The sequence below is a fragment of the Streptomyces sp. NPDC046465 genome (genome assembly GCF_040646035.1).
Classification (GTDB): Bacteria; Actinomycetota; Actinomycetes; order Streptomycetales; family Streptomycetaceae; genus Streptomyces.
The window spans coordinates 14,495-38,876 of the sequence record NZ_JBEYZK010000034.1 but is presented as its reverse complement, the minus strand read 5'-3'; the positions used below and the strand labels follow the sequence as shown (position 1 = coordinate 38,876).

Here is a 24,382-nt window from a genome sequence, read left to right as displayed (position 1 = left end):
GCGGCGACCCCGCGGCGCCCCCGCGGCGATCTCCTGATCAGGTCAGCGGCGGCGCGCAGCAGCCGTCCCTGCGCATCAGGCGCCCCGCCGTCAGCCAGTACGCCGCGTCCTTGTCGGCCGCACCCGCACCGTCCTTCAGCCGCGGCTCGAACGCGGCCGTCAGCTCCTCGGTCCGGTACGGGGTGCCTCCCCGGAGCACCGACACCGTCCGCACCATCGTGTCGAAGTCCGTGAACGGGTCGCCGTCCACGATCGTCACGTCGGCGACCTTGCCGGGCTCGACGGTGCCCAGGTGGCGGTCGAGGCCGAAGACCCTGGCGGGCAGGACGGTCGCGGTGCGCAGGGCCGCCGCCGGGGACAGGCCGCCCCGGTGCAGGGCGCGCAGTCCCAGGTGGAGCGAGAGGCCCACCGGGACGAGGGGCTGGTCGGTGCCGAGGGCCACCTGGCCGCCGGCGGCCAGGATTCGCCGGTAGATGTCGGTTTCACGACGGAGCGTGGCCAGTTGTTCCGCGCTGGGCGGCACGCCTGCCCCGGCCTTCACCGCGGCGGCGTCCCAGGGCGGCATCACCGCGGTGACGCGTGGGTCGTCCGCGAGGCTCGGGTCCGCGCCGAGCAGGGGCGACGAGGTGAAGGGCGTGGCGATCAGCGAGAAGGCCGCGCCGTGCGCGCTGTAGATCTCGATGACGTCGTCCCAGGCGCGGCCGGTGGCGGTGGTGGCGTGGCCGAACTCCGCGCGCTGGGTGGCCTGCAGATGGGTCGTCAGGTCCTGGCCGAGCTGGCTGCCGGGCGAGAGCAGATGGCTCCCGGCCCGTACCCCGAGCTTCTCGTGCGCGAACCGCGCCGCTTCTTCCATGACCCAGCCAGGCGCCCGTACATAGGTCTTGACGAAGTCCCAGTCGAGGGCCGCGCCGCGGTCCAGGGAGCGCCTCAGCGCCGCCCTGCTCCGGTGCGCGCGGCCCATGCTGTACGCGACACGGGCGCCGTCGAGGAGTTCGCCCGTGGTGAGCAGGCGGGGTCCGGCCAGTTCGCCCGCTGCCACCGCTTCGCGGACGCGGGCCTGTTCGTACGCGAAGCCGCCGAGGGACACCGCCGTGGTGATCCCGTAGGTGAGCTGGCCCACCGTCTGGCGGCCGCCGTACGTCGTCTGCCACGGGTGGGTGTGCGTGTCCCACAGCCCGGGGACGACCGTCTGCCGGGAGGCGTCGACGCGTCGGCCCGCGGGAGTCAGGACCGCGGGGCGGTGCGGCCGCACGGAGGCGAAGCGGCCGCCGCGGACGACGAGGTCGACGTCCTCGCGCACCTCGTCCCCGGTGCCGTCCCACAGCCGGCCCGCGTGCACCACCAGGTCGGCGGGCTCCGGCCTGCGCTGGTCCAGGGGCATGCGCACCGTACGGGGGCGGCTGCCGTCGGCTCCGATCAGGCGCAGTCGGCCGCTCGACAGATAGAGGAGCGTCTTCGAGTCGCCCGACCACGACGGGTGGTCGGCCGGTTCGGCGGAGAGCATCCGCGGCGCGCCGCGCGGTGTGCCGTCGGGGGTGACGGGCAGGAGGTGCAGCGCGGATTCGACGATCACCGCGAGCCGGTGGCCGTCGGGAGACCAGACGGGGCCGGAGTCGTACCGGTCGGAGAGCGAGGCGTGCGGGGCGACGGCGTGCAGACGGTCGGCTCCGGTGGTGGTGTCGACGATCCGGATGAGGTTGTAGCCCTCCCGGAAGCGGTGGTTGAGGCGGTTGCGGTCGCAGAGCGCGAGGTAGCGGCCGTCCGGCGACCAGCTCGGTCTGCCCGGCAGGCCGCCGCCGCCGAGCGGTTCCACCAGGGCGCGTTCGGTGCCCGAGGCGAGGTCGCGTACGACGAGGCGGCCGGTCATGTCCAGGCAGGCGAGCCGCGTGCCGTCGGGCGAGAGGGCCGGGTGGACCCGGCCGCCGGTCGCAAGGGCGGTCTCGGTGCCGGTGGCGAGGTCGCGGCGGTAGACGCCGAGCAGCCCGTCGCGGTCGTCGGCGTACACCAGGGACTTGCCGTCCCGCGCCCAGGTCGGGCCGAGCAGATAGCCGGTGGCCGCCGCCCGGTGCGCCCTGCGGGGCGGGCGCCCGCCGGACGTGTTCGCCAGCCAGAGCGAGTTGAGGGCCGCGAAGGCGATCTGCCGTCCGTCCGGCGACAGCGCGGGCAGGTGGATGCCGCGCGTGGGGCGGGCCCGGCCAAGGCCCAGGTCGTACTCCTTGATCCGGTAGCGGGGGCGGTCCACCGGCAGGGTCGCCTCGAAGGGGATCACCTCGGGCTCGCCGGGGCTGTCGGGACGCGCGCCGGGACGTACGAGGGTGATGCGGCCGTCCAGGGTGAGCAGGAGCTCCCCTGCCGCCGTCCAGCGGGGTGGCACGGGAGCCAGGTCGCCGGTCAGGTCGACGGGCTCGCCGTCGATGACGAGCGTGCAGGAGGCGCTGGGTGAGGGGGTGGTCCTGAGATAGGCGATGCGGTGTGCGTGCGGGTCTACGGCAGGCGTCATGACCTGCGCGGACGCGGTCTCGGTGTGGATGAGGGCGACGGGGCCCGGCCCTTCGGCGGGGACGGCCGCGATGGTTCTGGCGTCGAGCGAGGAGCCCTGCGGGGTGGTGACGGGCTTTCCGCGGACGAACAGGATCCGCTCGCCGTCGGGCGACCAGGTCGGGTCGAAGTCCTCCCACGGCCCGTCCTGGAGCGGTCCGTCCTGTCCTGGCAGCCCGGTCACGCGGGTGAGTTCGCCGCTTTCGAGGTGCAGGACGTGGATGCGGTACGAGCCGCCCCGCACCGGGTCGCCGCCGCGCTCGGACGCGAAGGCGATGCGGGTTCCGTCGGGTGACCAGGCGGGGCCCCGGTCGTCCCAGGGGCCTTCGGTGCGCTGCCGCAGCCGGGAGCCGTCGGCGTGCATCGTCCAGAGGTGGAATCCGCCGTCCTGGTACGCGCAGAACGCGACCGACGTGCCGTCCGGGGCGTACACCGGCCGGTTCGGCTCCAGGCCCGCGGGCGTCAGCGGTACCGCCTCACCGCCGCCCCGAGGCAGCGACCAGAGGGTGGCCTGCGCCTCGACGATCAGCCGGTCGGCGGCGGGCGAGAGGGTGGCGGAGCCGTTCGTGACCCGGGTGAAGGAGAGGGGGACCGTGGTGCGCGGCCTGGCGGGCGCGGGGGCGGTCCCGAGGGCGGCGACCGCCCCGGAAACGCCTGCGGCGACGAGCAGTTGACGTCGGGTCAGGGGCAGCACGGTGTTGTGCCGGTCACAGTCCATGACACAGAACACTCGCCCATCGCCGTACCCGTGGACAACACCACGGGTCGACAACACGCCGGTGATCCACGTCGGGGCCGACGGTCACGGACACGCACGCGACGGCCCGGGGCCCGGCCGGGTCACCGTCGTACCAGAAGCTGACGCCCCGGCCCTCACGTACCTCTGAAGTCTGGATCTGCGTGCTACCGCAGGGTGACGTCACGCCGTCTCCCCTTGCCATAGCGTCCTTTGACATGACAGTCATCCGAACTTCCGTACAGAGACGCGCTCTTGTCGCAGCCGTCGCCCTCGCTGCCGTCCTGCCGGTCGCGGGCGGGTCGGCGGCGTACGCCTCAGGCGCGGACGGCACCGGGACCGTGCGCGCCCGCGCCGCGGCGAGTGATCCGGCGGCGACGGCCTTCCATCTGCCGCGCCCCACCGGCCCGTTCGGGGTCGGCCGCGACACCCTGCATCTCGTCGACAAGAGCCGCCGCGACCCGTGGGTGCCCTCGGCGGACGCGCGCGAGCTGATGGTGTCCATGTACTACCCCGGGCGGTACGGCGGCGGGCGCCCCACCTCGTACACCTCCGAGGAGGAGGCCCGGCTCATGCTGGAGTGGTGGGAGGTGGACAAGCGGATCTCCGCGGCCGCGTACAGCTCCACACGCACCTTCGCGCGCGCCGGGGCGAAGCCCGCGCAGGGACGGTTCCCGCTGATCGTGCTCTCCCCCGGCTTCACCGCTCCCCGCACCACGTTGACTCATCTCGCCGAGGACCTGGCGAGCCGTGGCTTCGTGGTGGCCACCGTCGACCACGCCTACGAGTCCGTCGGCACGGCCTTCCCCGGCGGCCGGATGCTCACCTGCCGGGCGTGCGCCCCCGTCGAGGAGCCCGGTGGCGGCGAGATCGCCGCCGAGGGGCGAGCCAAGGATCTCTCGTTCGTCATCGACCGGTTGACCGGCCGGAAGGCGTCCTGGCGGCTCTCCCGCATGATCGATCCCGGGCGGATCGGCGCGGGCGGGCACTCGATAGGCGGCTCCGCCGCGCTCGCCACCATGGCCGCCGATCCCCGGGTGCGGGCGGGCATGAACATGGACGGCCATTTCCACGTCAGACCCGAGGGGATCGGCGGTCGGCCCTTCCTGATGCTGGGCACGGAGGTGCAACATACGCCGGGGGTCGAGGACGGCAAGAACTGGGACGAGACGTGGCAGGGGCTCGACGGCTGGAAGCGCTGGCTCACCGTCAGGGGTTCCGGGCACTTCACGTTCACCGACGTGCCCGTTGTGGCGGGGCAGGCCGGTGTGGACGATCCGGAGGTGCCGCTGTCCGGTGAGCGATCCGAGCGGATCACCCGGGCATACATCGGAGCCTTCTTCGAGCAGCAGCTGCGCGGTGTTCCGCAGCCGCTGCTCGACGGACCGACGCCACAGAACCCGGAGGTCACCTTCCGGCGGCGCTGACCGGTCAGGCGGTGGGGGGCGGCTCTGTCAGGACCGCCTCCCGCAGGAGCTGGACCGGGTGCCAGGCGTCGCGTTCGGTGCCGTGGAAGATCTGCTGGCGGCAGGAGACTCCCGTGGCGACGACGACGGTGTCGGCGGGCTCCGCTTGGATCGCGGGGAACAGCCGGTCCTCGCCGACCGTCATCGACGTCTCGTAGTGCTCGGACTCGAACCCGAAGGACCCGGCCATGCCGCAGCAGCCCGCGTCGAGTTCGACGACCGTCGCTCCCGGGATGCGGCCCAGGAGTTCGAGGGTCGCGGCCGTGCCGACTTCGGCCTTCTGGTGGCAGTGGCCGTGGTAGAGGAGCCTGCGCCCGGCGAGCCAGGAGTCCTCCCGCAGTCGCAGGCGCCCCGCGTCGACGGCTTCCGCAAGGAGTTCCTCGACCTGGCGCACCCGCCCGGCGACGTCCGCGACCGCGGTGTCGTCGGGCAGCAGCGCCCGGTGCTCGTCGCGCAGTGTCATCAGGCAGGAGGGCTCGCAGCCCACGATCGGCGAGCCGGGTCCCGTCGAGCGGTGCAGTCGGTGGGCGAGTCGGCGCGCCTTGTTCTTCGCGTCGTCGACCAGGCCCTTGGAGAGACTCGATCTGCCGCAGCAGCCGCGGCTCTCCAGCCGCACGCGCCACCCGGCGTGCTCAAGGAGTTCGATGGCGGCGCGGCCGATGCCGGGCTCGGTGAAGGTGGTGAAGGAGTCCGCGAGGTAGGTGACCGTCCCCTGGGTCACCGGGTGCGGGGCGGGTGTGCGGCGGCGGGACCAGCGCAGCAGGTTGTGGCGTGCGAAGACCGGCAGCGGGCGCTGCGGGGCGATGCCGGTGAGGCGGTCCAGCAGCCGCCGTACCGGGGCGAGGCGGCCCGGCAGGTTGGAGAGGGGCGCCGTCGCGGAGCCCAGGCGGTTCAGGGTCCGGATCGCGCCGAACAAACGGCTCCGCAGCGGCACCCCGTGGAGGTCGTGGTGGTGGGAGAGGGCCTCGCTCTTGAGGGTGGCCATGTCGACGCCAAGGGGGCATTCGCTCTTGCACGCCTTGCACATCAGGCAGAGGTCGAGGATCTCGTGGAGCCGCTCGTCGCCGAGCGCCGTGCGCGGGTCGGGCTCGGAGAGGGCTTTGACGAGGGCGCCGGCGCGGCCGCGGGTGGAGTCCTCCTCCTTGCGGGTGGCCATGTACGAGGGGCACATGGCGCCGCTGCCGGTCTTGCGGCACAGGCCGATGTTCATGCACCGGTCGGCCGCCGCGCGCATGCCGCCGCCCACGACCTCGAAGGAGAGGCGGGTGCGCAGGGGCGCTGCGGGGGTCAGCGCGGCGTCACGCAGGTGGTCCGTCATGGGCCGGGCGTCCACGATCTTGCCGGGGTTGAGGATGTCGTTGGGGTCGAAGAGCCGCTTGACCTGGCGCATCGCCTCGTACAGCTGGTCGCCGAAGATCTCGCGGTTGAACTCGCTGCGGGCCAGGCCGTCGCCGTGCTCGCTGGAGTTCACCCCGCCGTACTCGGCGACCAGGTCCTTGATCTCCTCCGCGACGGCGCGCATCCGGACGACGTCCGCCGGGTCGGTGAGGTCGAGGTAGGGGCGGATGTGCAGACAGCCGACGGAGCAGTGGCCGTAGAAGCCCGCTGTCATGCCGTGCCGGTCCAGGACTTTCCTGAACCGGCGGGTGTAGTCGGCGAGATGGGCGGGGTCGACCGCGGTGTCCTCGACGAAGGCGAGCGGCCGCCGGGTGCCCTCACCGGCGGCCATCAGCAGGCCGAGGCCCGCCTTGCGGACCTTCAGGAGAGAGGCCTGTACGTCCGGGGTGGTCGCCTGGAGGGTGTGGTAGCCGTGGCCGTGCCGGGACCAGAGTGCGGTGAGGCGCCGCATCCGGTCGAGGAGTTCTCCTTCTTCGTCTCCGGTGAAGGACACGAAGAGGAGGGCTTCGGGGCTGCCGTGCAGGAGGTCGCCGAGTGCCGCGTACTCGATCTTGCGGCGGGACAGGTCGAGGATCGTGCGGTCCATGAGCTCCACGGCGGCCGGGTCGCAGTCGAGGGCGTCCTCGGTCGCCTCGATGGCGTGCGCCACGGAGGTGAAGTGGCCGACGGCGATCACGGTGCGGCTCGGTTTGCGCACCAGGCCGACGAGCGCCGTGGTCGCCACGGCGAGAGTGCCTTCCGAACCGACGACGAACGTGGCCAGGTCGAAGGGGGCACCGTCGCGTGCGAGCCGGTCCAGGCGGTAGCCGCAGGCGCGCCGCCAGTGGGCGGGGAAGCCCTCGGCGATGGCGGCGGCGTTGGCCCGTACGATCCCGGGCAGCTCGCGGTAGAGGGCGCCCTCCAGGGTGCCGCGCCGTGCTCTGCGGGCTCGTTCGGCCTCGTCGACCCGGCCGAGGCGGGCCCGGCTCGCGTCCGAGAGCACCACGTCGAGTTCGCGGACGTGGTCGATGGTCATGCCGTGGCGCACCGACCCGCTGCCCGCCGAGTTGTTACCGATCATCCCGCCGATGGTGGCGCGGTTGCTGGTCGACGTGTCCGGGCCGAACATCAGCCCCCACGGGCTCGCGGCGCGGTTGAGCTGGTCCTGTACGACGCCGGTCTCCACCAGGGCGGTGCCGCCGCTCGGGTCGAGCTCGACGATGCGGTTCATGTGGCGTGACAGGTCGAGGACCAGGCCGGGCCCTACGGTCTGTCCCGCCAGGCTCGTACCGGCGCCGCGCGGCACCACGGGCACCCGGTGGGCCGCGGCTGCCGCGAGCGCGGCGGCGACGTCGTCGGCGTGCCGGGGGAAGACGACGCCCAGGGGGGTGATCGCGTACATGCTGGCGTCCCGGGCGAACAAGTGCCGGGTGTAGTCGTCGAACCGGGCTTCGCCGTCGAGGTCGTCGGCGAGGCTCCGCCGCAGCGCCCGGGACGCCTCCCGACGGCTCTCGTCCGTGCTGCTCCCGTCCGTGCTGCTCTCATCCATGGGGCTCTCGCAGGATGTCCAGGGCGGCGGTGAGTCCGCTCGGGTCGATGCGCACGCCGGCCAGCTGGAGGCCCATCTGGACGCCTGCGAGGGTGCCCGTGAGCGCGAGGTCGTTGAAGTGCCCGAGGTGGCCGATGCGGAAGATCCGCCCCGCGAGTCTGCCGAGGCCCGCTCCCAGGGACATGTCGAAGCGTTCGAGGATGATCTCGCGGACCTTGTCGGCGTCCTGGCCCTCGGGCACGAGGACGGCGGTGAGCGACGAGGAGTACTCGCGCTCGTCGGCGCACAGCACGTCAAGTCCCCAGCCCTGGACGGCCTTTCGGGTGGCCTCGGCGTGCCGGGCGTGGCGGGCGAAGACCTCGGGGAGCCCCTCCGTGCGCAGCATCCGCAGCGCCTCGGCGAGGCCGTACAGGAGGTTGGTGGCGGGGGTGTACGGGAAGTGGCCGTGCCGGTTCGCCTCGATGACCGGCTGCCAGTCCCAGTAGGACCTGCGCAGCCGTGCGGTGCGGGAGACGGCGAGGGCCTTGGCGCTGACCGCGTTGAAGCCGAGCCCCGGCGGGAGCATCAGCCCCTTCTGAGAGCCTGCGACCGTGACGTCGACGCCCCACTCGTCGTGGCGGTAGTCGATGGATCCGAGCGAGGAGACGGTGTCGACGAGGAGCAGCGCGGGGTGCCCCGTCGCGTCGATGGCCCGCCGGATCTCGGCCACCCGGCTGGTGACGCCGGTGGACGTCTCGTTGTGCACCACGCAGACCGCTTTGATCGTACGGACGGTGTCGGCGGCGAGCCGTTCGGCGATGGCCTCGGGGGCGGCACCGTGGCGCCAGTCCCCCGGGATGACGTCGACGTAGAGGCCGAGGTCGACGGCCATCCGCTGCCAGAGCGCCGCGAAGTGGCCGGTCTCGGCGCACAGCACCCGGTCCCCCGTGCTGAGCGTGTTCACCAGGGCCGCTTCCCAGGCGCCGGTGCCGGAACCGGGGAAGATCACGACGGGACCTGAGGTGCCGAAGACGGGCTGCAGCCCTGCGAGCAACTCGTGGGTGAGCGCGGCGAATTCGGGGCCGCGGTGGTCGATGGTCGGCGCCGAGATGGCGCGGAGCACCTGGTCGGGGATGTTGGTGGGGCCCGGGATCTGTAAGAAGTGGCGCCCGGCGTGAGAGGTCACTCTGGCCGACTCCCTTGAGAAGCGTGCCGCATTGTGGCACGGTGTGTCATAAGGTGGCACGCGGAGCATAGGAGTCGAGCGCAGGGGAGTCAACGGATGCAGAGCGTCCTCAACGCACTTCGGGTACTGGAAGAGGTCTCCGCGCGGCAGCCGATCGGCGTCGCCGAGCTGGCCCGCGCCCTGGATCTGCCCAAGAGTTCCGCCCAGCGCGCGCTGCGCACCCTGCACACCGCGGGCTGGCTGCGCCCGGCCGGCGGTGAGGTCACGCGCTGGGTCCTGACCACCAAGGCACTGCAGGTCGGACGGCGCACCACCGGGGAGTTGGGGCTGCGCGACGTGGCGGTGCCACTCATGGAGGAGCTGCGGCGGCGCACCGACGAGACGGTCCACCTGACCGTCCCGAACGGCGACAAGGTGGTGCTCATCGAGCGCCTGGAGACGTCCAAGCCGGTGCGGATCATCCTGGCCCTGGGCACGCACCTGCCCCTCCACGCCTCCGCGAACGGCAAGGCCGTGCTCGCCGCGAGCCCGCCCGAAGCGCTGGAGCGTCAACTGGCGGACGGTCTGGAGGAGTTCACCGGCTCCACCATCACGGACCGGGATCGGCTGCTCGCCGAGCTTGCGCTCATTCGCGAGCGGGGGTACGCGACGAACAGCGGGGAGTGGCGCACCGACGTGTCCGCCGTCGCGGCCGCCGTCCTCGACGCGTCAGGGCTGCCGGTCGCCAGCATCAGCGTCAACATGCCCACGAGCCGGATGACGCCGGAGGCGAGCGCAGCACACGGCGCCCTGGTCGGCGAGACGGCGAGGGAAGTCGGCGCCGCGCTGGAGGGCCTGCGGTACGACGGTCTTGGCGGAGGCGGAGGCGGAGGCGGTGGCGGTGGCGGTGGCGGTCCGTCCCCGCGGTCCGGCCGTCAAGGCGCGCACTCCGACGGGGCGCCCCGTCACGACGGATTCCGACGGACCTCTTGACGTCTCCGACGGAACGCTCCAATACTCCCCTCTGCGAAAGCTGCATTCCGCCCTACGGAATAACATCTCCCCCCTGGCCCCTTCGGCTCCAGGGGCGGACGTCCGTGCGCCGCCTCGCACCACGCCCCCTCCGGTGCCGCGCGCACTCCCGCGTCACACGCCACGGCACACCGCGACATGGCCATCGGCCGACCGCAAGGGAGCCCCCGTGTCAGATCAAGTCATCTCCCTCATCGCCCTGTTACTGATCTTCACCGTCGCCACCTTCACCTCCGCCCATCTGGGCGCGCTGGCCATCGTGGCGGCATTCATCGTCGGCTCCACGGTGGCGGACGAATCCTCGGACGACATCTTCTCCGGCTTCCCCGGAGACCTGTTCGTCGTGCTCGTCGGCGTGACGTTGCTGTTCGCCATGGCGAAGAACAACGGCACCGTGGACTGGCTCGTCAACGCGGCGGTCAAGGCCGTACGTGGCCGGATCGCTCTCATCCCCTGGGTGATGTTCCTCGTCACCGCCCTGCTCACCGCGGTCGGCGCGGTCACTCCGGCGGCGGTCGGGATCATCGCCCCCATCGGTCTTGGCTTCGCCGCCGCCTACGGCATCAACCCGGTCCTCATGGGCCTTCTCATCGCCAACGGCGCCAGCGCGGGCGGCTTCTCGCCGATCGGGGTGTTCGGCGGCATCACCAACGGAGTGGTCGAACGCAACAATCTGCCGGGCAGTCCGGTACTCCTGTTCACCGCCTCGTTCCTCTTCAACACGGCCCTCTGCGTCATCGCCTTCCTCGCCTTCGGGGGGCGTCAGTTGCTGGGGCGACGCGTGCAAACATACGAGGGTGCAGGCGACGGCAGCAGCGGAACGCGTGGCGGGCCCCCGGGCGACATCGCGCCGCCCGGCGGACCGGCCACCGCCCGGACACCGGACGGCGCGACGCCCACCCTCACCGTCGCCGCGTCCGGCACCGCCGTCGTCACCGCGCCGGAGCCCCCGCGTCTCGACGGCCCGCGCGCGCTGACGCTCCTCGGGCTGCTCGGCCTCGTGGTCGGCGCGCTCTTCTTCGATTTGGACGTGGGCCTGATGGCGCTCACCGTCACCGTCGTCCTCTCGCTGGTCTCCCCGGAGTCGGCCAAGGGCGCGGTGGACCGGTGCGCGTGGTCCACCGTGCTGCTTGTCTGCGGCATCGTCACGTATGTGAGCCAGCTGGAACGCATGGGCACCATCCACCACCTCGGCAAGCAGGTCGCGTCCCTCCACGCGCCCCTCATCGGCGCACTGCTGATCTGCCTCATCGGCGCGATCGCCTCCGCCTTCGCCTCCACCACCGGCATGCTCGGCGCCCTGATCCCGCTGGCGGTGCCGTTCCTGCTGGACGGCCAGGTGGGGGCCGTGGGACTCATCACAGCGTTGGCCATCTCCTCGTCCGTGGTGGACGCCTCGCCCTTCTCCACCAGTGGCGCGCTGGTGACCGCGAACACTCCTGAGGAGCACCGGGACGCCGTCTTCCGCCGTCTCATGGCCTGGGGCCTCGGCATCAGCGTGGCCGGGCCGCTCGTCACCTGGGGACTGTTCGTCCTGCCCACCTCGCTCTGAGGTACCGGCCTCACCCTGACGTCCAGGGTCAGACTTCACCCGAACGGCTTTGACGGAGACCGGACAGTTTCTGTTATCGATTTCTGCTATCGATTTCTGTTATCGAGGTGGGCGCGGGGCGTCTCCTCTATGTCGGAGGAGACAGCCCCCCACACAGAAAGTGGTCACAGCGTGAGCAGCGAACGCCACATCGCGATGATCAGAGCAGCGCAGGACGGGAACCAGCGGGCGCAGGACGCGCTGGTCGCGGAGTACCTGCCCCTCGTCTACAACATCGTCGGACGGGCCCTGAACGGCCATGCGGACGTGGACGACGTGGTGCAGGAGACCATGCTCCGCGTCCTCGGCGGCCTGGACGGGCTGCGCGGTCCCGAGAACTTCCGCAGCTGGCTGGTCGCCATCACCATGAACCAGATACGCGGCCACTGGCGGGAGCGCGCGTCGTCCGCGATACCCACCGGCGCCGGCCTCGCGGACGGGCACGGCGACGGGTACGACGTGGTGGACCCGGGTGCGGACTTCGTGGATCTGACCATCACGCGGCTCGGGCTCTCGGGTCAGCGCCGCGAGACCGCGGAGGCCACCCGGTGGCTGGACGAGGACGACAGGGCCCTGCTGTCGCTGTGGTGGCTGGAGTCCGCGGGCGAGCTCACGCGGGCGGAGGTCGCCGAGGCCCTCGAGCTGTCCTCCCAGCACGCGGCGGTGCGGGTGCAGCGGATGAAGGCGCAGTTGGAGACGGCCCGCGTCGTCGTCCGCGCCCTCGCGGCCGGCCCGCCGTGCGCGGTGCTTCGGCAGATCACAACCGGCTGGGACGGCGTGCCCTCGGCCCTGTGGCGCAAGCGGCTCGCCCGTCACGCCCGCGACTGCGCGGCCTGCGAGGGCCACTGGTCGAACCTGGTCCCCGCCGAGGGCCTGCTGGTCGGGCTCGCTCTCGTCCCGGTGGGCGCCGCGCTCACCGCCCTGGTCGTCCCGCCCGACCTCGTCGAGGTCGGATACGCCGCACCCGCCGCCGCACCCGGCGACGGGACTCCGGTCGCCGCGCGGACGCAGGCCCGCCTCGACCGTGCCAGACGCCGCCGCCGTACGGCGGGGGCGGCCGCCGCGGTCCTCGCGCTCGGCATCGGCGGCACCGCGGTGCATCTCCTCACCGGCCCGGAGACGGACGAGAGCGCGCCGTCCACCGCCGCCGCCCCCGCCTCCCCCACACTCACCCCGGCGTCGAAGAAGCCCTCCCCCTCGCGCTCCGCGTCCCCCAGCGCCAAGCCGTCGCCCAGCAAGTCGAAGTCCGGCAAGGCGAAGTCCGGCAAGGCGAAGAAGAAGCCCAAGCCCTCCCCCAGCCACAGCTCCGCCAAGCCCGGACCCAAGCCGAAGCCGAAGCCCACGTCCGAGGCGTCGGGACCCGCGCCGTCGAAGCCGAGCGGCACCGCCGAGCAGGTCGTCGCGCTGGTCAACACCGAGCGTGCCAAGGCGGGCTGCGGCCCGGTCCGGTCCAACGGCAAGCTCGCCACGGCGGCCACCAAGCACTCCGCCGACATGGCGGCCCGCGACTACTTCGACCACACCAGCCCGGACGGCAAGGACCCCGGCGACCGCATCACCGCGGCCGGTTACCGCTGGAGCACGTACGGGGAGAACATCGCCCGCGGGCAGCAGAGTCCGGCGTCGGTGATGGACTCGTGGATGAACAGCGCCGGTCACCGCGCCAACATCCTCAACTGCGACTTCAAGGAACTGGGCGTGGGCATCCACAACGGCTCCGGCGGCCCCTGGTGGACGCAGGCCTTCGGCACCGCGCTCTGACCGGACCGAGCCAACAGGGGCGTCTGTCAGACCGTGAGGTCCGGGTCGACCGCGGCACCCGGTACGGGCGGTGCCTCGGTGACGTCGAGGAACACCTGGTCGGCCTGCGGCCAGCGTGCGGCCGCGTCGGCCTTGATGCGCTCCATGACGAGTTCCACGACCTCGCTGTCCCGGCCGGGCGCGAGATCGATGCGGGCGGCGACGAGCGTCGAGTCCATGCCGAGCCGCATCGTGAGCAGGCTCGCGACGCGGTCGATCTCGGGCTGCTCGGCGAGGAAGTGGGCTATTTCCTCGCGCAGTTCGGGGTCGACGGCCTCGCCGATCAACTGCTCCCTGGTTTCCTTGCCCAAGCGGAAGGCCACCGCGATGAGCAGCAGGCCGATCGCCATGGAGGCAGCCGCCTCGTAGACGACCTCGCCGGTCGCCATGTGCAGGCCCATACCGATCATGGCGAGGGTCACGCCGAGCACGGCCGTGCCGTCCTCGGCGATGACGGTGCGCAAGGCCGGGTCGGAGCCGACGCCGCCCTCCTGCCGCCGCACCTGCCACAGCGCGCGGACCAGGGAACCGCCCTCGGCGAGGAAGGCGAGACCGAGCACGACGAGGCCGACAAGGTATCCGGTCGTGGTCTCCGAGCTTGCGGAGCGCAGCGCCTCGATGCCCTGGAAGATCGAGAAGCAGCCACCGGTGACGAAGATGCCGACGGCGGCGAGCAGCGACCAGAAGTAGCGTTCCTTGCCGTAGCCGAAGGGGTGCTGGGAGTCGGCCGGTTTGCGGCTGCGGCGCAGCGCGGCCAGCAGAAAGACCTCATTCAGGCTGTCCGCGATCGAGTGGGCCGCCTCGGAGAGGAGCGCGGGTGAGCCCGCGAACAGTCCGCCCACCACCTTGGCCACGGCGATGACCAGGTTCGCGGCGAGCGCCACCCAGACGGTGGTCTTCGTCTCCTGGTCCTTCGAAGGCTTGCCGGTCATCTGGCCTCGCAGTTCTGGGGGTCACAACGGTGCTTGCAGGGGGCAATACGCCGTTTGGGTACCCCGAGGGCGTGGCTCCAGGCGTGCGGGAGCGCCTCGGCTGTGGGAGGACGCCTGCCGTTGCGGGGGTGGGCCGGGTCAGGCGGTGAAGAAGTCGCCCAGGGCGGCGGAGAGCGGACCGGGGGCTTCCTCGGCCACATGGTGACCGGCGTCGATGCCCTGGCCCCGGACGTCGTCGGCCCAGTCGCGCCAGATGGCGCGCGGATCGCCGTACAGGTCCTCCAGATCGTCCCGCAGGGACCACAGAACCAGAGTGGGACACTCGATCCGTCGGCCCCGGGCCCTGTCCGCCTCCTCGTGGCGGCGGTCCACAGTGAGCCCGGCGCGGTAGTCCTCCAGCATGGCGCGCACGACGTCCGGATTCCTTGTGGCGGCCCGCCACTCCGCGTAATTCTCCTGCCCCATCGCCGAGGGGTCGCCGCGGTACCAGGCGTCGGGGTCCGCGTTGATGACGCGCTCGGGGATCTCCGGCTGGGCGAAGAAGAACCAGTGCCACCACGCGGTGGCGAACCGGGTGTCGGCGCGGGCCAGGTGCTCGCTCAGGGGCAGGCCGTCCAAGAACGCCACCCGGGTCACCGCGGACGGATGGTCCAGCACCAGCCGGAGCGCCACGGCCGCTCCACGGTCGTGGCCCACGAGCCCGAAGCGCTGGTGCCCGAGCGCCCCCATGACCTCGACCAGGTCCCCGGCCACGGCACGCTTGCAGTGCGGTGCGTGGTCGGCGGCGGGCGCGGGGCCGCGAGAACTCCCGTAACCGCGCAGGTCGGGACAGACGACAGTGAATCCGCGCCGGACCAGCAGGGGTGCGACCCGGTGCCAGGTCGCCGAGGTGCGGGGGTGGCCGTGCAACAACAGGAGGGGCGGGCCCTCTCCGCCGTACCGGACGAAGACGGAAGCCTCGCCGGTGTTCACCGTCGTGACGGCGAAGTCCTCGAACACGGAACGCTCCTTTCCTGAAATGTGGAACGTGGCACCAGTTCCGCGGCTCCTCAGCCGACCTGCTGGGTGTGGAACTGTTCGAGTCGGCGCTGCGCGAGCAGCAGCGTGCCGCGCTGGCGGCCCGGCACCCGGCGGCGCAGGGCGACCAGGGCGGGCCCAAGGCCCCGGACGGCCTCGGGGTCGCGCACGCGGTCCCACAGGTGATGGGCGCGGTCCGCGGCGGCCTCCACCTCCGGGGAGTCGGGGGCCTGCCCCGCCGTGAGGCGGGCCGAGGCCACCGCGAGCCAGGTCTCGCAGCTGCGCGCCGGGTCCCCGGCGAACCTCGCCAGGTCCGCCCGTACTTCCATCCAGTGGATGGCTTCCTTCGAGCCCGGCCCGTTCATCCGCAGGGCGCTCTGCTCCCACGAGGCCGCCAGGGCCGACGCCTCACCGTGCCGGCCGGCCTCGACGGCCGCGGTGATCGCGGCGTGCGGGTCCATGCCCGCGTCGTCCTGCCGCGGAGGGTGCGGTACGGGGACGGGTGCGGCGGCCGCGGGTGCGGCCGGGTCGTGGACCGGCAGCAGGTCCTGGGCGTCGTCGCCGAGGCTCTGGGCGGCGGCGTGCTGGTGGAGCTCGAGCAGCGGCGGGCGGTGGCCGCTGCGCAGGATGGTCGCGAGGGCCTTCATGTAGGCGGGGGTCGCGGGCGTGCGGCGCCGGGCCGGTGGCGCGATGCGGCCGTAGAGCGCGACACCCGGGCCCGCGTCGAGGGGCTGCGCGGTGAGGGCCTGCCAGCTCTCGGGGTCGGTGTGCAGATCGGCGAGGACCGTGGTGGTGCCCGCCGGGCGCAGCCGCAGCTCCTGCGTGATCCAGTGCCAGGGGAACCCCGTGTAGCGCACGGTCGCCGTGGTGGTTCTGGCGAGCGCGACGTGCAACTGCCGCTGGCGCCGGTCGAGATGGACCTGACCGATGAGGTAGATCGTCAGGGGCCCGGGGGCCATGGCCGCCGCGCGCAGCCGGGTCAGGACGGTCTGCGGGTCCAGGGGGTCGGCCAGCTCCACGATGCTCGCGGTGGGCGTTCCGGCGAGCGTCTGGGGCGGCACCGCCGCGAGGACGGGGAGCACGGAGGCCGCATCCACCAGTCGCCCCTTGCCCACCGGGGCAGCCGCGACGAGCAGCACCGTTCCAGGCATGGGCCCCTCCTTCTCGATCAGCACGTCAGCACCGTATCCGCATCTCACGACCGGCGCGCCCCTCGGGCGGAGTTGCCCTCGGGCCGTTGACTCCAAGTCGGGTCCGTCCTTTGGGAGTCGGCGGCGATGCCGTACGGGCGTCGGCGCCGGAGGATCGACGCGGCACCGGCCGACCGCGTTCCGGACCGGTTGTGGCGACCGTCTCAGCGGGCGTTCGTTCCCTGGTACGAGAACGGCCGCGTAACCTCGTACGCTCGTACGGACGCGCACGACCGCACCGGTCCTAACCTGCGGAGATGATCAGCCACATGTCGACGCACCCCGCCCGCGGTCTGAGCCGGGTCCTCGAGGACTTCGGCCCCACCCTCCTCGATCTGGTCCACGGCGACCCCTCGGCGGCGGCGGAGCTCGGCGGCGTCGGCATCCACGATCCGCACGACGAGCAGCACTATCCGGAGCGGGCCGTCGTGCTCGGTGTCGGGGTGCACGGAGCCGAGGAGACGGCCCGGCTGATGCGGCGGCTCACCGGGCCGGGCGCCGCGGCCCTGGTCGTGCGCGCGCCCGTCGACGCCGCGGCGCTCGAAGCCGTGGCCGCCGAGACCGGCATCGCTCTGCTGACGCTCACGCGCGGGGCCTCCTGGGCCCAACTCGCCGCGATGCTGCGGACGTTGCTGTCGGAAGGGGATGTGGGCGAGGCGGGTGGGCAGACGCTTGGCGGAGTGCCCTCCGGGGATCTTTTCGCCCTGGCGAACGCGATCGCCACACTGCTGGACGCGCCGGTCACCATCGAGGACCGCCGCTCACGCATCCTGGCCTTCTCCGGGCGCCAGGACGAGGCGGATCCGGCGCGGGTGGCGAGCATTCTGGCCCGGCGGGTACCCGAGCGCTATCTGCGTGTCCACGAGGAGCACGGGGTCTTCAGGAAGCTCTACCGCAGTGAGCGGCCCGTGCACATTCCGCCGCCGACGCTCGGCGACGAGGCCGCGCTGCCGCGCGTGGCCATCGCTGTACGCGCCGGGGACGAGATCCTCGGCTCGGTGTGGGCGGCGCTGCGCGAACCCCTCACGCAGGAGCGGGAGGAGGCCTTCCAGGAGGCGGCCAAGCTGGTCGCCCTGCACATGCTGCGCCACCGCGCGGGCGCCGACGCCGAGAACCGGCTGCGCGCCGATCTGGTGACGACGGCGCTCGAGGGCGGTTCGGGGGCGGTCGCGGCGCTGGGCCGCCTCGGTCTCGCCGACGAGCCCCTCCTCGTCCTGGCCCTGGGGCTCGAACCCGCGGCGGGCGAGGACCACGCGCACGTCACGGCGGAGCGCCAGCGGCTGACCAGTGCGCTTGCCGTGCATCTGATGGCGGTGCAGCCGCGGTCGGCGGTGGCGCTGCTCGGCGATGTGGCCTACGCGCTGCTCCCCGTGCCGGACGACCCGGCTTTCGCGCGGGAGCGGGCCGTGCAGGTGGCGACGGACTTCCTGCAGCGCACCGGGGACCGTACGGGCGCGGTCGTCGGGATCGGCTCGGTGGCCCCCGAGCCCGCGGCTCTCGCCCGGTCACGGACCAATGCGGACCGGGCGCTGCGCGTTCTCTTCAGCGGCCGGGTCGCCCGGCGGGTCGCCGCCATCGGGGACGTGTCCATCGACGCGCTGCTGATCGAGATGCGGGACCTAGCGGTCGCCAACCGCGATGAACTGTCGGGCCCCATCGCCCGGTTGGCGGCCTACGACCGCAGCCACAACTCCCATCTGGTCGAGACGCTGCGGGCGTGGCTCGACGCGTTCGGCGACGTGATCGCCGCCTCGGCGAGCGTGTTCGTCCATCCCAACACCTTCCGCTACCGGATCCGCCGTGTCGCGGAGGTCGGGCAGATCGACCTGCGGGACCCCTCCGAGCGGTTCGCCGCGATGCTGCAGCTGCGTCTGATGGGGCTGTGCGACTGAGCGGTCGCTACGGGCCGACGGCGCGTCCGGGCGCGGTTTCGGATCGCGGTACGAATCCGCGCCCGGACGTTGTCACCCACGTACGAACTCCGCATGCGGCCGCCTGCCTAGCGTGGCAGTCACCCCACCATCTGGAGGAACTTCCCCGTGCAGGCCGCTCATCCCCCTTCCCGTGCCACGCCGCCGCCGCTCGGCGCCATGCTCGACGACCTCGAGGAACTCGTGACCTGCGAGTCCTACTCCGCCGACCACGCCGCCGTGGCCCGCAGTGCCCGCGTCGTGGCGGAGCAGGGCCGACGGCTGCTCGGCGCGCCGCCCCGGACGCTGGTGACGGGCGGGGTGACCCACCTCCAGTGGAGTTTCGGGACCCCGCGGGTCCTGCTCCTCGGCCACCACGACACGGTCTGGCCCATGGGCACGCTCAAGACCCATCCGTTCTCGGTGCGGGACGGCGTCGCCCGCGGACCGGGCGTCTTCGACATGAAGGCCGGTCTGGTGCAGATGTTCCACGCGCTGGCCCTGCTGCCCTCCCTCGACGGCATCTGCGTCCTGGTCACCGGGGACGAGGAGGTCGGCTCGGACACCTCACGCGCCCTCATCGAGGACACGGCACGCGCCTGCCGGGCGGCCCTCGTCCTGGAGGCCGCGGCGGCGGGCGGCGCCCTCAAGACCGGCCGCAAGGGCGTGTCCCACTACGACCTCGCGGTCCACGGCCGCGCCGCCCACTCCGGCCTGGAGCCCGAGAAGGGCGTCAACGCGGCCACGGAACTCGCCCACCACCTCCTCGCCCTGCGGCACCTCACCGACGCCGTGACCGCACGGACCGGGCCGGGCACGACGGTCACCCCGACGGTGATGTCGGCGGGCACGACCACCAACACCGTCCCGGCCCGCGCCGAACTGAGCCTCGACGTCCGGGTCCCGACCCGGGCCGCGCAGGAAGCGGTCGACGATCTCCTGCGCGGGCTCACGCCGCACCACCCGGGCGCCCGCCTGGAGGTCGGCGGCGGCCCCAACCGGCCGCCCCTGGACACCGATTCGTCGCAGCAGCTGTTCGCACTGGCCGACGAGGTGGCCATCCGCTCGGGGCTCGGCCCGCTGCGGCAGACGTCCGTCGGCGGCGCGTCCGACGGCAACTACACGGCAGGGGTCGGCTGTCCGACGCTCGACGGGCTCGGTGCCGTCGGCGACGGAGCCCACGCCGACCACGAGCACGTGGTGACGGCCGCCATGCCGCCCCGCGTCCAGCTCCTCGCAGGTCTCGTCGAGGCGATCCGGTGAGCCGCCTCGACATCCGGGCGCTGCACACGGTGGAGGAGTTCGAGACCGTCTCGCACCTGTACGCCGGCATCTGGGGCACGGAGCCGAGCACGGCGCCGGTCTCCGCCGAGGTCATGCGCGCGCTCGCCCACGCCGGGAACTACGTCGCCGGCGCGTACGAGGACGGCCGCCTCACGGGCGCCTCCGTCGCCTTCTTCGGCGAACCCGCGGGCGCCACCCTGCACTCCCACATCACGGGCGCCGTCATGGGACGGGGCATCGGCCTCGCCCTCAAGCTGCATCAGCGCCAGTGGGCCATGGACCGCGGGCTGAAGCGCATCACCTGGACGTACGACCCGCTCATCCGCCGCAACGCCCACTTCAACCTCACCAAGCTCGGGGCCCGTCCCGAGGAGTACCTGGAGTCCTTCTACGGCGCCATGGACGACGCCATCAACGGCGGCGACGAGTCGGACCGGGTCCTGGCCGCCTGGGACCTGTCGGCCCCGCCGCCGGTCAGCGGGAACGCGTACACACCGCTGCCCGCCGACGCCGCACACGCCGTGCGCGACGACCGCGGGCGTCCCGAACTTCGCTCCACCGACGCGGAGTTCATCCTCATCGACCTGCCGGACGACATCGAAGCACTGCGCCGCACAGACGCCGCGGCCGCCCGCGCCTGGCGCGTCGCCGTCCGGCAGACCCTCGGCGGTCTGCTCGCCGAGGGAGCCCGCGTCGTCGGCTTCCACGACCGGCGCAGCTACGTCGTCCGCCGCGCCCCCGCCACCCCCGCAGACCTGCCCACCGGGAGCAACCAGTGACCAAGACGAAGATCTCCGGCATCGAACTGCGCCGGATCGCGATGCCGCTCGTCGCGCCGTTTCGCACCTCCTTCGGCGTCGAGACCGCTCGTGACGTCCTCCTCGTCCGGGTCGTCACCCCCGACGGGGAGGGGTGGGCCGAGTGCGCCGCCATGTCCGAGCCCCGCTACTGCGGCGAGTACGTCGACGGCGCCCAGGACGTCCTGCGCAAGTTCCTCATCCCCGCGCTGCCGAAGGACGGCGTGGACGCCGCCGGGGTGGGCCGGGCCCTGGCCCCCTTCACCGGCCACCACATGGCGAAGTCGGCCCTGGAGAGTGCGGTTCTCGACGCCCAGCTCCGCGCCTCGGGCGAGTCGTTCGGCTCCTATCTCGGGGCCGCGCACGACCGCGTTCCGTGCGGCGTGTCGGTGGGCATCATGGACTCCATACCCCAACTCCTTGACGCCGTCGAGCAGTACGTCGCCGAGGGGTACGTCCGGATCAAGCTGAAGATCGAGCCGGGCTGGGACGTCGAGCCCGTCCGCGCGGTCCGCGAACGCTTCGGGGACGACCTGCTGCTCCAGGTCGACGCCAACGCCGCCTACACCCTCGTCGACGCCCAGCACCTCGCCAAGCTCGACGCCTTCGGTCTGCTCCTGATCGAACAGCCCCTCGCCAACGACGACATGGTCCAGCACGCCCAGCTCGCCAAGCTGCTGCGCACCCCGGTCTGTCTCGACGAGTCCATCGAGTCGGCGGCCCACGCGGCCGCGGCCATCTCTCTCGGCGCCTGCTCGGTCATCAACGTCAAACCGGCGCGGGTCGGCGGCTATCTGGAGGCCCGCCGCATCCACGACATCGCCCGCGCGCACGGCGTCCCGGTCTGGTGCGGCGGCATGCTGGAGACCGGCATCGGACGCGCCGCCAACGTGGCCCTCGCGGCACTGCCCGGCTTCACCCTCCCGGGCGACACCTCCGGCTCCCACCGCTACTTCGCGACGGACATCACCGCGCCGTTCGTCCTCGCGGACGGCCACCTCGACGTCCCGACCGGGCCCGGCCTCGGAACGGAGCCCCTGCCCGAAATCCTCGAAGAGGTGACGACGTCGACGGAGTGGATCGCTCTGTAGGGGGCGCCTCTCGGGGGAGGTGCGGTCGAGGCCGGGTGTCCGGTCCTCTCCATCGACGCGTTCCACCCGGACTCCGGGGAACGGTCTGTGGCCGGAGCGAACGCGTCCCCGAACTCACGGTGTTCTGACGTCGTCATGCGAGGCACAACCCCCTTGATGTGCACAGCAATACGGAAACCCGGCAAGAGCCCGCCGGGCGCGACGCCCTGTCAGTATCGTCACGACATTTGAAATACGTCCAATATCTGTTCGTACTCGGGACCAGTCCGGTCAGTTATGGGAGAATTGCTACCCATTACGGTGGGTGGTCCGAGCCTCGCCACGCGGCCCGTTGTCAGACCCTCCTGCCAGCATGAACGCATGGGATTCTTTGACGACCTGGTGCTTCCCGAGGAACCGGCCGAGCCGCGAGGCGAAGTGGTCAGGCTTGGCCCTCCCGGAGAGGACGCGCCCCGCGACCGGCCACCGGCCGACTGGTTCGCCCCGGCGCTGGTGCCGCAACTCGCGGTGGCCGGTGCCGGGCCGGCCGCCAAGGTGCTGGTGATCGGCTGGTCCGTGTGGCCGGGCTCGGTCACGCTGCACCTCTCCGTGCACCGGCCCGTGTTCCGGCAGGACGAGCGCAGAGGGCGGCAGTCGGGGCTCCGGGTGGGGCTCCTGCTGGCGGACGGCCGACGTGTGACCTCGCTCGACACGTCGGGGGAGCGGGTGCTCGGGCCTGCGCAGATGTATGCCGCGATGTCGTCGCAGGGAGCGCGGTCCGGGCTGATTCCGCTGGACCCCGCCGGGAGTGACGCCCGCGGGGCGCTCTTCAAGACGGCCGTCGACCTGTATCTGCCGGAGCTGCCGCCGCCCGGCGGGGCCCGACTGGTCGTGGAGTGGCCCGACGAGGACGTCCCCGAGACGTCCACGCCGGTCGACGCCGACGCCCTGCGCGCCGCGGCCGGGCGCGCCGTGGAGGTGTGGCCCGATCTGCCGGCCCGGGACACGGACACGGGTCCTGAGCTGATCATGGTCGGCCAGTGGGGCGGCCCGCCCGGATTCCTCGCCCGTCCCGCGTCCGCGTACGAGCAGAGAATGCGTCAGGAGCAGGAAGAGGAACGGGTGCGCTATGTACCGCGGGCCGACTGGGAGGGCATGCGGTACGAGGACTGGGGCGACGCGGCCCTGCTCCGGGCGCGGTTGGACGGCGGCGCACCGGCCGACGCCGTCGTCGGGTCCGGCGCCACTCCCCTGCATCTGGCCGCGGAGCGGGGCGACGCGGCGGCGGTGACCGTGCTGCTCCCCCACGTCGCCCAGGTCGACCTGGCCGACGAAGAAGGACACACCGCGCTGTGGCACGCCGTCTGCCGAGGTGATGAGGAGAGCGTCCGTGCGCTCGTCGCGGCAGGAGCGGACGTGTGGACTCCGCAGAGCGGACCCTGGTCGCCGGGCCGGCTGCTGCTGACGACCCCGCTCGCGCCGATCGTCGCGGAGTCGCCGGGTGCGGTGCCGCTTCCGGCGGATGAGCTGGCCGCCTTCCGGGCCGCGGACGCGCTCGTCGAGGCGTTCGACGAGGAGGCGTGGACCGAAGGGCTCGGCATCGCCTTCGTCCTCGATCTGGACGAGGACGAGGTCGTCCGGCGGCTGGGCGCGGACCCGGCGCGCTGCCCCGAAGTCCCGCTGGAGCACACCCCGTTCGACGAGGAGGACTACGAAGCGTCCTTGCACCACGTCGCGGTGACCTCCCTTCCCGGCAGTCCGGGCGGCTGCGTCGTCACGCAGGACGGGTACATGCCGAGCGACGACGGCGTGCTGCGGGCGATATCGCCGGGGACCACCGCGTACGGGGTGTACTTCAACCCCAAGGGCGGCACGCACGGCACTCTCGCCAGGGACGGCCGATGCGTGGAGCACGAGGAGATCGGCCCCGATCCCGGCGACGCGGACCCGTCCGCGTACTGGCACTTCCGCTTCTATCAGAACGGTCCAGGGACCCCGTACACCGCGCGCGACCTCGCCTACGCCTGCGCGGCTGCCGGGCTCCGCGTCACCGACGGCCGCGCGGCCACCGACGGCAGCCGCCCACGCCGCTGGGTGGAGCTGCCGCCGGAGCTCAGGCGCTGACCCGACGCACGGCGAAGCGGGACGGCGGCAGGCCGAAGGCGCGGGTGAACGCGGCGGTGAACGCCGCGGGAGAGGAGTAGCCGATACGGCCGCCGACCTCGCTGACCGAGGCGGTGCGAAGGAGTGGGAGGGCCGCGAGCAGCCGGGCGCGGCCCCGCCAGACGGCGGGGCTTTCGCCTGTCTCTGCGCGAAAGCGCCGGGTGAAGGCCCGTTCGCTCATCGCCGTCCGGGCGGCCCACGCGGCGTTGGTGGCGTCGGCGTCCGGAGCGGCCAGGTAGGCGCGGCAGAGTCCGGCGAGGTCGGCGGAGGCCGGGATCCCCACGTGGAAAGGGAGCGGGGCGCGCTCGGCGATCTCGTACAGGAGCAGCGCGGCGACGCTCCCGGCCCGCCCGGAGAGGCTGTAGTCCGCCTCGAACTCGACGGCGGCCAGGAGCAGTTCGCGCAGCAGTGGCGGTACGTCGACGACCGTGCAGGTGGTGGGCCACCACGGGACGGCGTGCGGTTCGATGTACAGGCTCCGGGTGCTCACCCCCAGCATGCGGACCCGGTGGCGGGTGGCGGGCGGGATCAGGACGGCGCGCTCGGGCGGCACGGTCCAGGCGCCTTCGGCGGTGTCGACGGCCATGACCCCGGTGGCGCCGTAGAGGAACTGCGCCCGGCGGTGTTCGTGCCAGTCCAGGACGTGGCCGTGTGCGTAGTCGGTGCCGATCGGCAGGACGGCCCGGTCGACGTGGTCGACCTCGGCCGGCGGGATGTTCTTCACCGGTCCACCGTAGTGGCCGAGACGCGAAGGAACCGGGCTGACCATCGCATGCGAGTTGGCCG

The 24,382-nt window shown here is 72.6% G+C and carries 16 protein-coding genes; 9 read left to right on the top strand and 7 right to left on the bottom strand.

Features of this window, described 5'->3' with window-relative positions:
* Positions 1-37: 37 nt before the first annotated feature.
* A complete protein-coding gene (locus ABZ953_RS35780) occupies positions 38-3,256 on the bottom strand; it encodes an amidohydrolase family protein (protein ID WP_361733064.1) in 3,219 nt (1,072 codons plus the stop codon).
* Positions 3,257-3,492: 236 nt separating this feature from the next.
* Here ABZ953_RS35780 and ABZ953_RS35775 point away from each other — a divergent pair, with 236 nt between their 5' ends.
* The gene (locus ABZ953_RS35775) at positions 3,493-4,701 is read left to right on the top strand and encodes an alpha/beta hydrolase (protein ID WP_361733062.1); all 1,209 of its coding nucleotides are present in this window, start codon (positions 3,493-3,495) and stop codon (positions 4,699-4,701) included.
* A gap of 4 nt (positions 4,702-4,705) precedes the next feature.
* Here the strand turns inward: ABZ953_RS35775 and ABZ953_RS35770 are convergent, their stop codons facing one another.
* Together ABZ953_RS35770 and ABZ953_RS35765 are read right to left on the bottom strand one after the other, a co-directional pair.
* Positions 4,706-7,666, bottom strand: a complete 2,961-nt coding sequence (locus ABZ953_RS35770) for an FAD-linked oxidase C-terminal domain-containing protein (protein WP_361733061.1) — start codon at positions 7,664-7,666, stop codon at positions 4,706-4,708.
* Entirely contained in the window at positions 7,659-8,831 is a 1,173-nt protein-coding gene (locus ABZ953_RS35765; protein WP_361733059.1) for an aminotransferase class V-fold PLP-dependent enzyme, read from the bottom strand. The genes ABZ953_RS35770 and ABZ953_RS35765 overlap by 8 nt, the downstream gene beginning before the upstream one ends.
* A gap of 96 nt (positions 8,832-8,927) precedes the next feature.
* On the opposite strand from ABZ953_RS35765, the gene ABZ953_RS35760 reads away from it, so the two are divergent.
* The 3 genes from ABZ953_RS35760 to ABZ953_RS35750 all read left to right on the top strand — a co-directional run bounded on the left by ABZ953_RS35760 (position 8,928) and on the right by ABZ953_RS35750 (position 13,194).
* Complete coding sequence (locus ABZ953_RS35760; protein WP_361733057.1) at positions 8,928-9,803, top strand: IclR family transcriptional regulator; 876 nt, start codon at positions 8,928-8,930, stop codon at positions 9,801-9,803.
* A 208-nt stretch (positions 9,804-10,011) separates the two neighbouring features.
* The gene (locus ABZ953_RS35755; RefSeq protein WP_361733055.1) at positions 10,012-11,394 is read left to right on the top strand and encodes an SLC13 family permease; all 1,383 of its coding nucleotides are present in this window, start codon (positions 10,012-10,014) and stop codon (positions 11,392-11,394) included.
* A 171-nt stretch (positions 11,395-11,565) separates the two neighbouring features.
* Positions 11,566-13,194 (top strand): sigma-70 family RNA polymerase sigma factor, encoded by a 1,629-nt coding sequence (locus ABZ953_RS35750; RefSeq protein WP_361733053.1) that lies wholly within the window; start codon positions 11,566-11,568, stop codon positions 13,192-13,194.
* 26 nt (positions 13,195-13,220) lie between these two features.
* On the opposite strand, the gene ABZ953_RS35745 is transcribed toward ABZ953_RS35750, so the two are convergent.
* From ABZ953_RS35745 to ABZ953_RS35735, 3 genes are all read right to left on the bottom strand, one after another.
* Positions 13,221-14,165: a cation diffusion facilitator family transporter gene (locus tag ABZ953_RS35745; RefSeq protein WP_361733051.1), complete on the bottom strand. Its 945-nt coding sequence runs from the start codon at positions 14,163-14,165 to the stop codon at positions 13,221-13,223.
* A gap of 138 nt (positions 14,166-14,303) precedes the next feature.
* Positions 14,304-15,164, bottom strand: a complete 861-nt coding sequence (locus ABZ953_RS35740) for an alpha/beta hydrolase (protein ID WP_361733049.1) — start codon at positions 15,162-15,164, stop codon at positions 14,304-14,306.
* A gap of 50 nt (positions 15,165-15,214) precedes the next feature.
* Entirely contained in the window at positions 15,215-16,333 is a 1,119-nt protein-coding gene (locus ABZ953_RS35735) for a hypothetical protein (protein ID WP_361733047.1), read from the bottom strand.
* A gap of 308 nt (positions 16,334-16,641) precedes the next feature.
* Between ABZ953_RS35735 and ABZ953_RS35730 the strand changes: the two genes are divergently transcribed.
* The 5 genes from ABZ953_RS35730 to ABZ953_RS35710 all read left to right on the top strand — a co-directional run bounded on the left by ABZ953_RS35730 (position 16,642) and on the right by ABZ953_RS35710 (position 23,557).
* Complete coding sequence (locus ABZ953_RS35730; protein WP_361733118.1) at positions 16,642-18,264, top strand: helix-turn-helix domain-containing protein; 1,623 nt, start codon at positions 16,642-16,644, stop codon at positions 18,262-18,264.
* 198 nt (positions 18,265-18,462) lie between these two features.
* Positions 18,463-19,545 (top strand): M20 family metallopeptidase, encoded by a 1,083-nt coding sequence (locus ABZ953_RS35725; RefSeq protein ID WP_361733116.1) that lies wholly within the window; start codon positions 18,463-18,465, stop codon positions 19,543-19,545.
* Complete coding sequence (locus tag ABZ953_RS35720) at positions 19,542-20,345, top strand: GNAT family N-acetyltransferase (protein ID WP_361733046.1); 804 nt, start codon at positions 19,542-19,544, stop codon at positions 20,343-20,345. The genes ABZ953_RS35725 and ABZ953_RS35720 overlap by 4 nt, the downstream gene beginning before the upstream one ends.
* A gap of 41 nt (positions 20,346-20,386) precedes the next feature.
* The gene (gene menC, locus ABZ953_RS35715; RefSeq protein ID WP_361733114.1) at positions 20,387-21,454 is read left to right on the top strand and encodes an o-succinylbenzoate synthase; all 1,068 of its coding nucleotides are present in this window, start codon (positions 20,387-20,389) and stop codon (positions 21,452-21,454) included.
* Between the two features lie 360 nt (positions 21,455-21,814).
* Positions 21,815-23,557 (top strand): ankyrin repeat domain-containing protein, encoded by a 1,743-nt coding sequence (locus ABZ953_RS35710; protein WP_361733044.1) that lies wholly within the window; start codon positions 21,815-21,817, stop codon positions 23,555-23,557.
* On the opposite strand, the gene ABZ953_RS35705 is transcribed toward ABZ953_RS35710, so the two are convergent.
* Complete coding sequence (locus ABZ953_RS35705) at positions 23,547-24,320, bottom strand: helix-turn-helix domain-containing protein (RefSeq protein ID WP_361733042.1); 774 nt, start codon at positions 24,318-24,320, stop codon at positions 23,547-23,549. The two genes, ABZ953_RS35710 and ABZ953_RS35705, sit on opposite strands and share 11 nt — an antisense overlap.
* Positions 24,321-24,382: the final 62 nt, after the last annotated feature.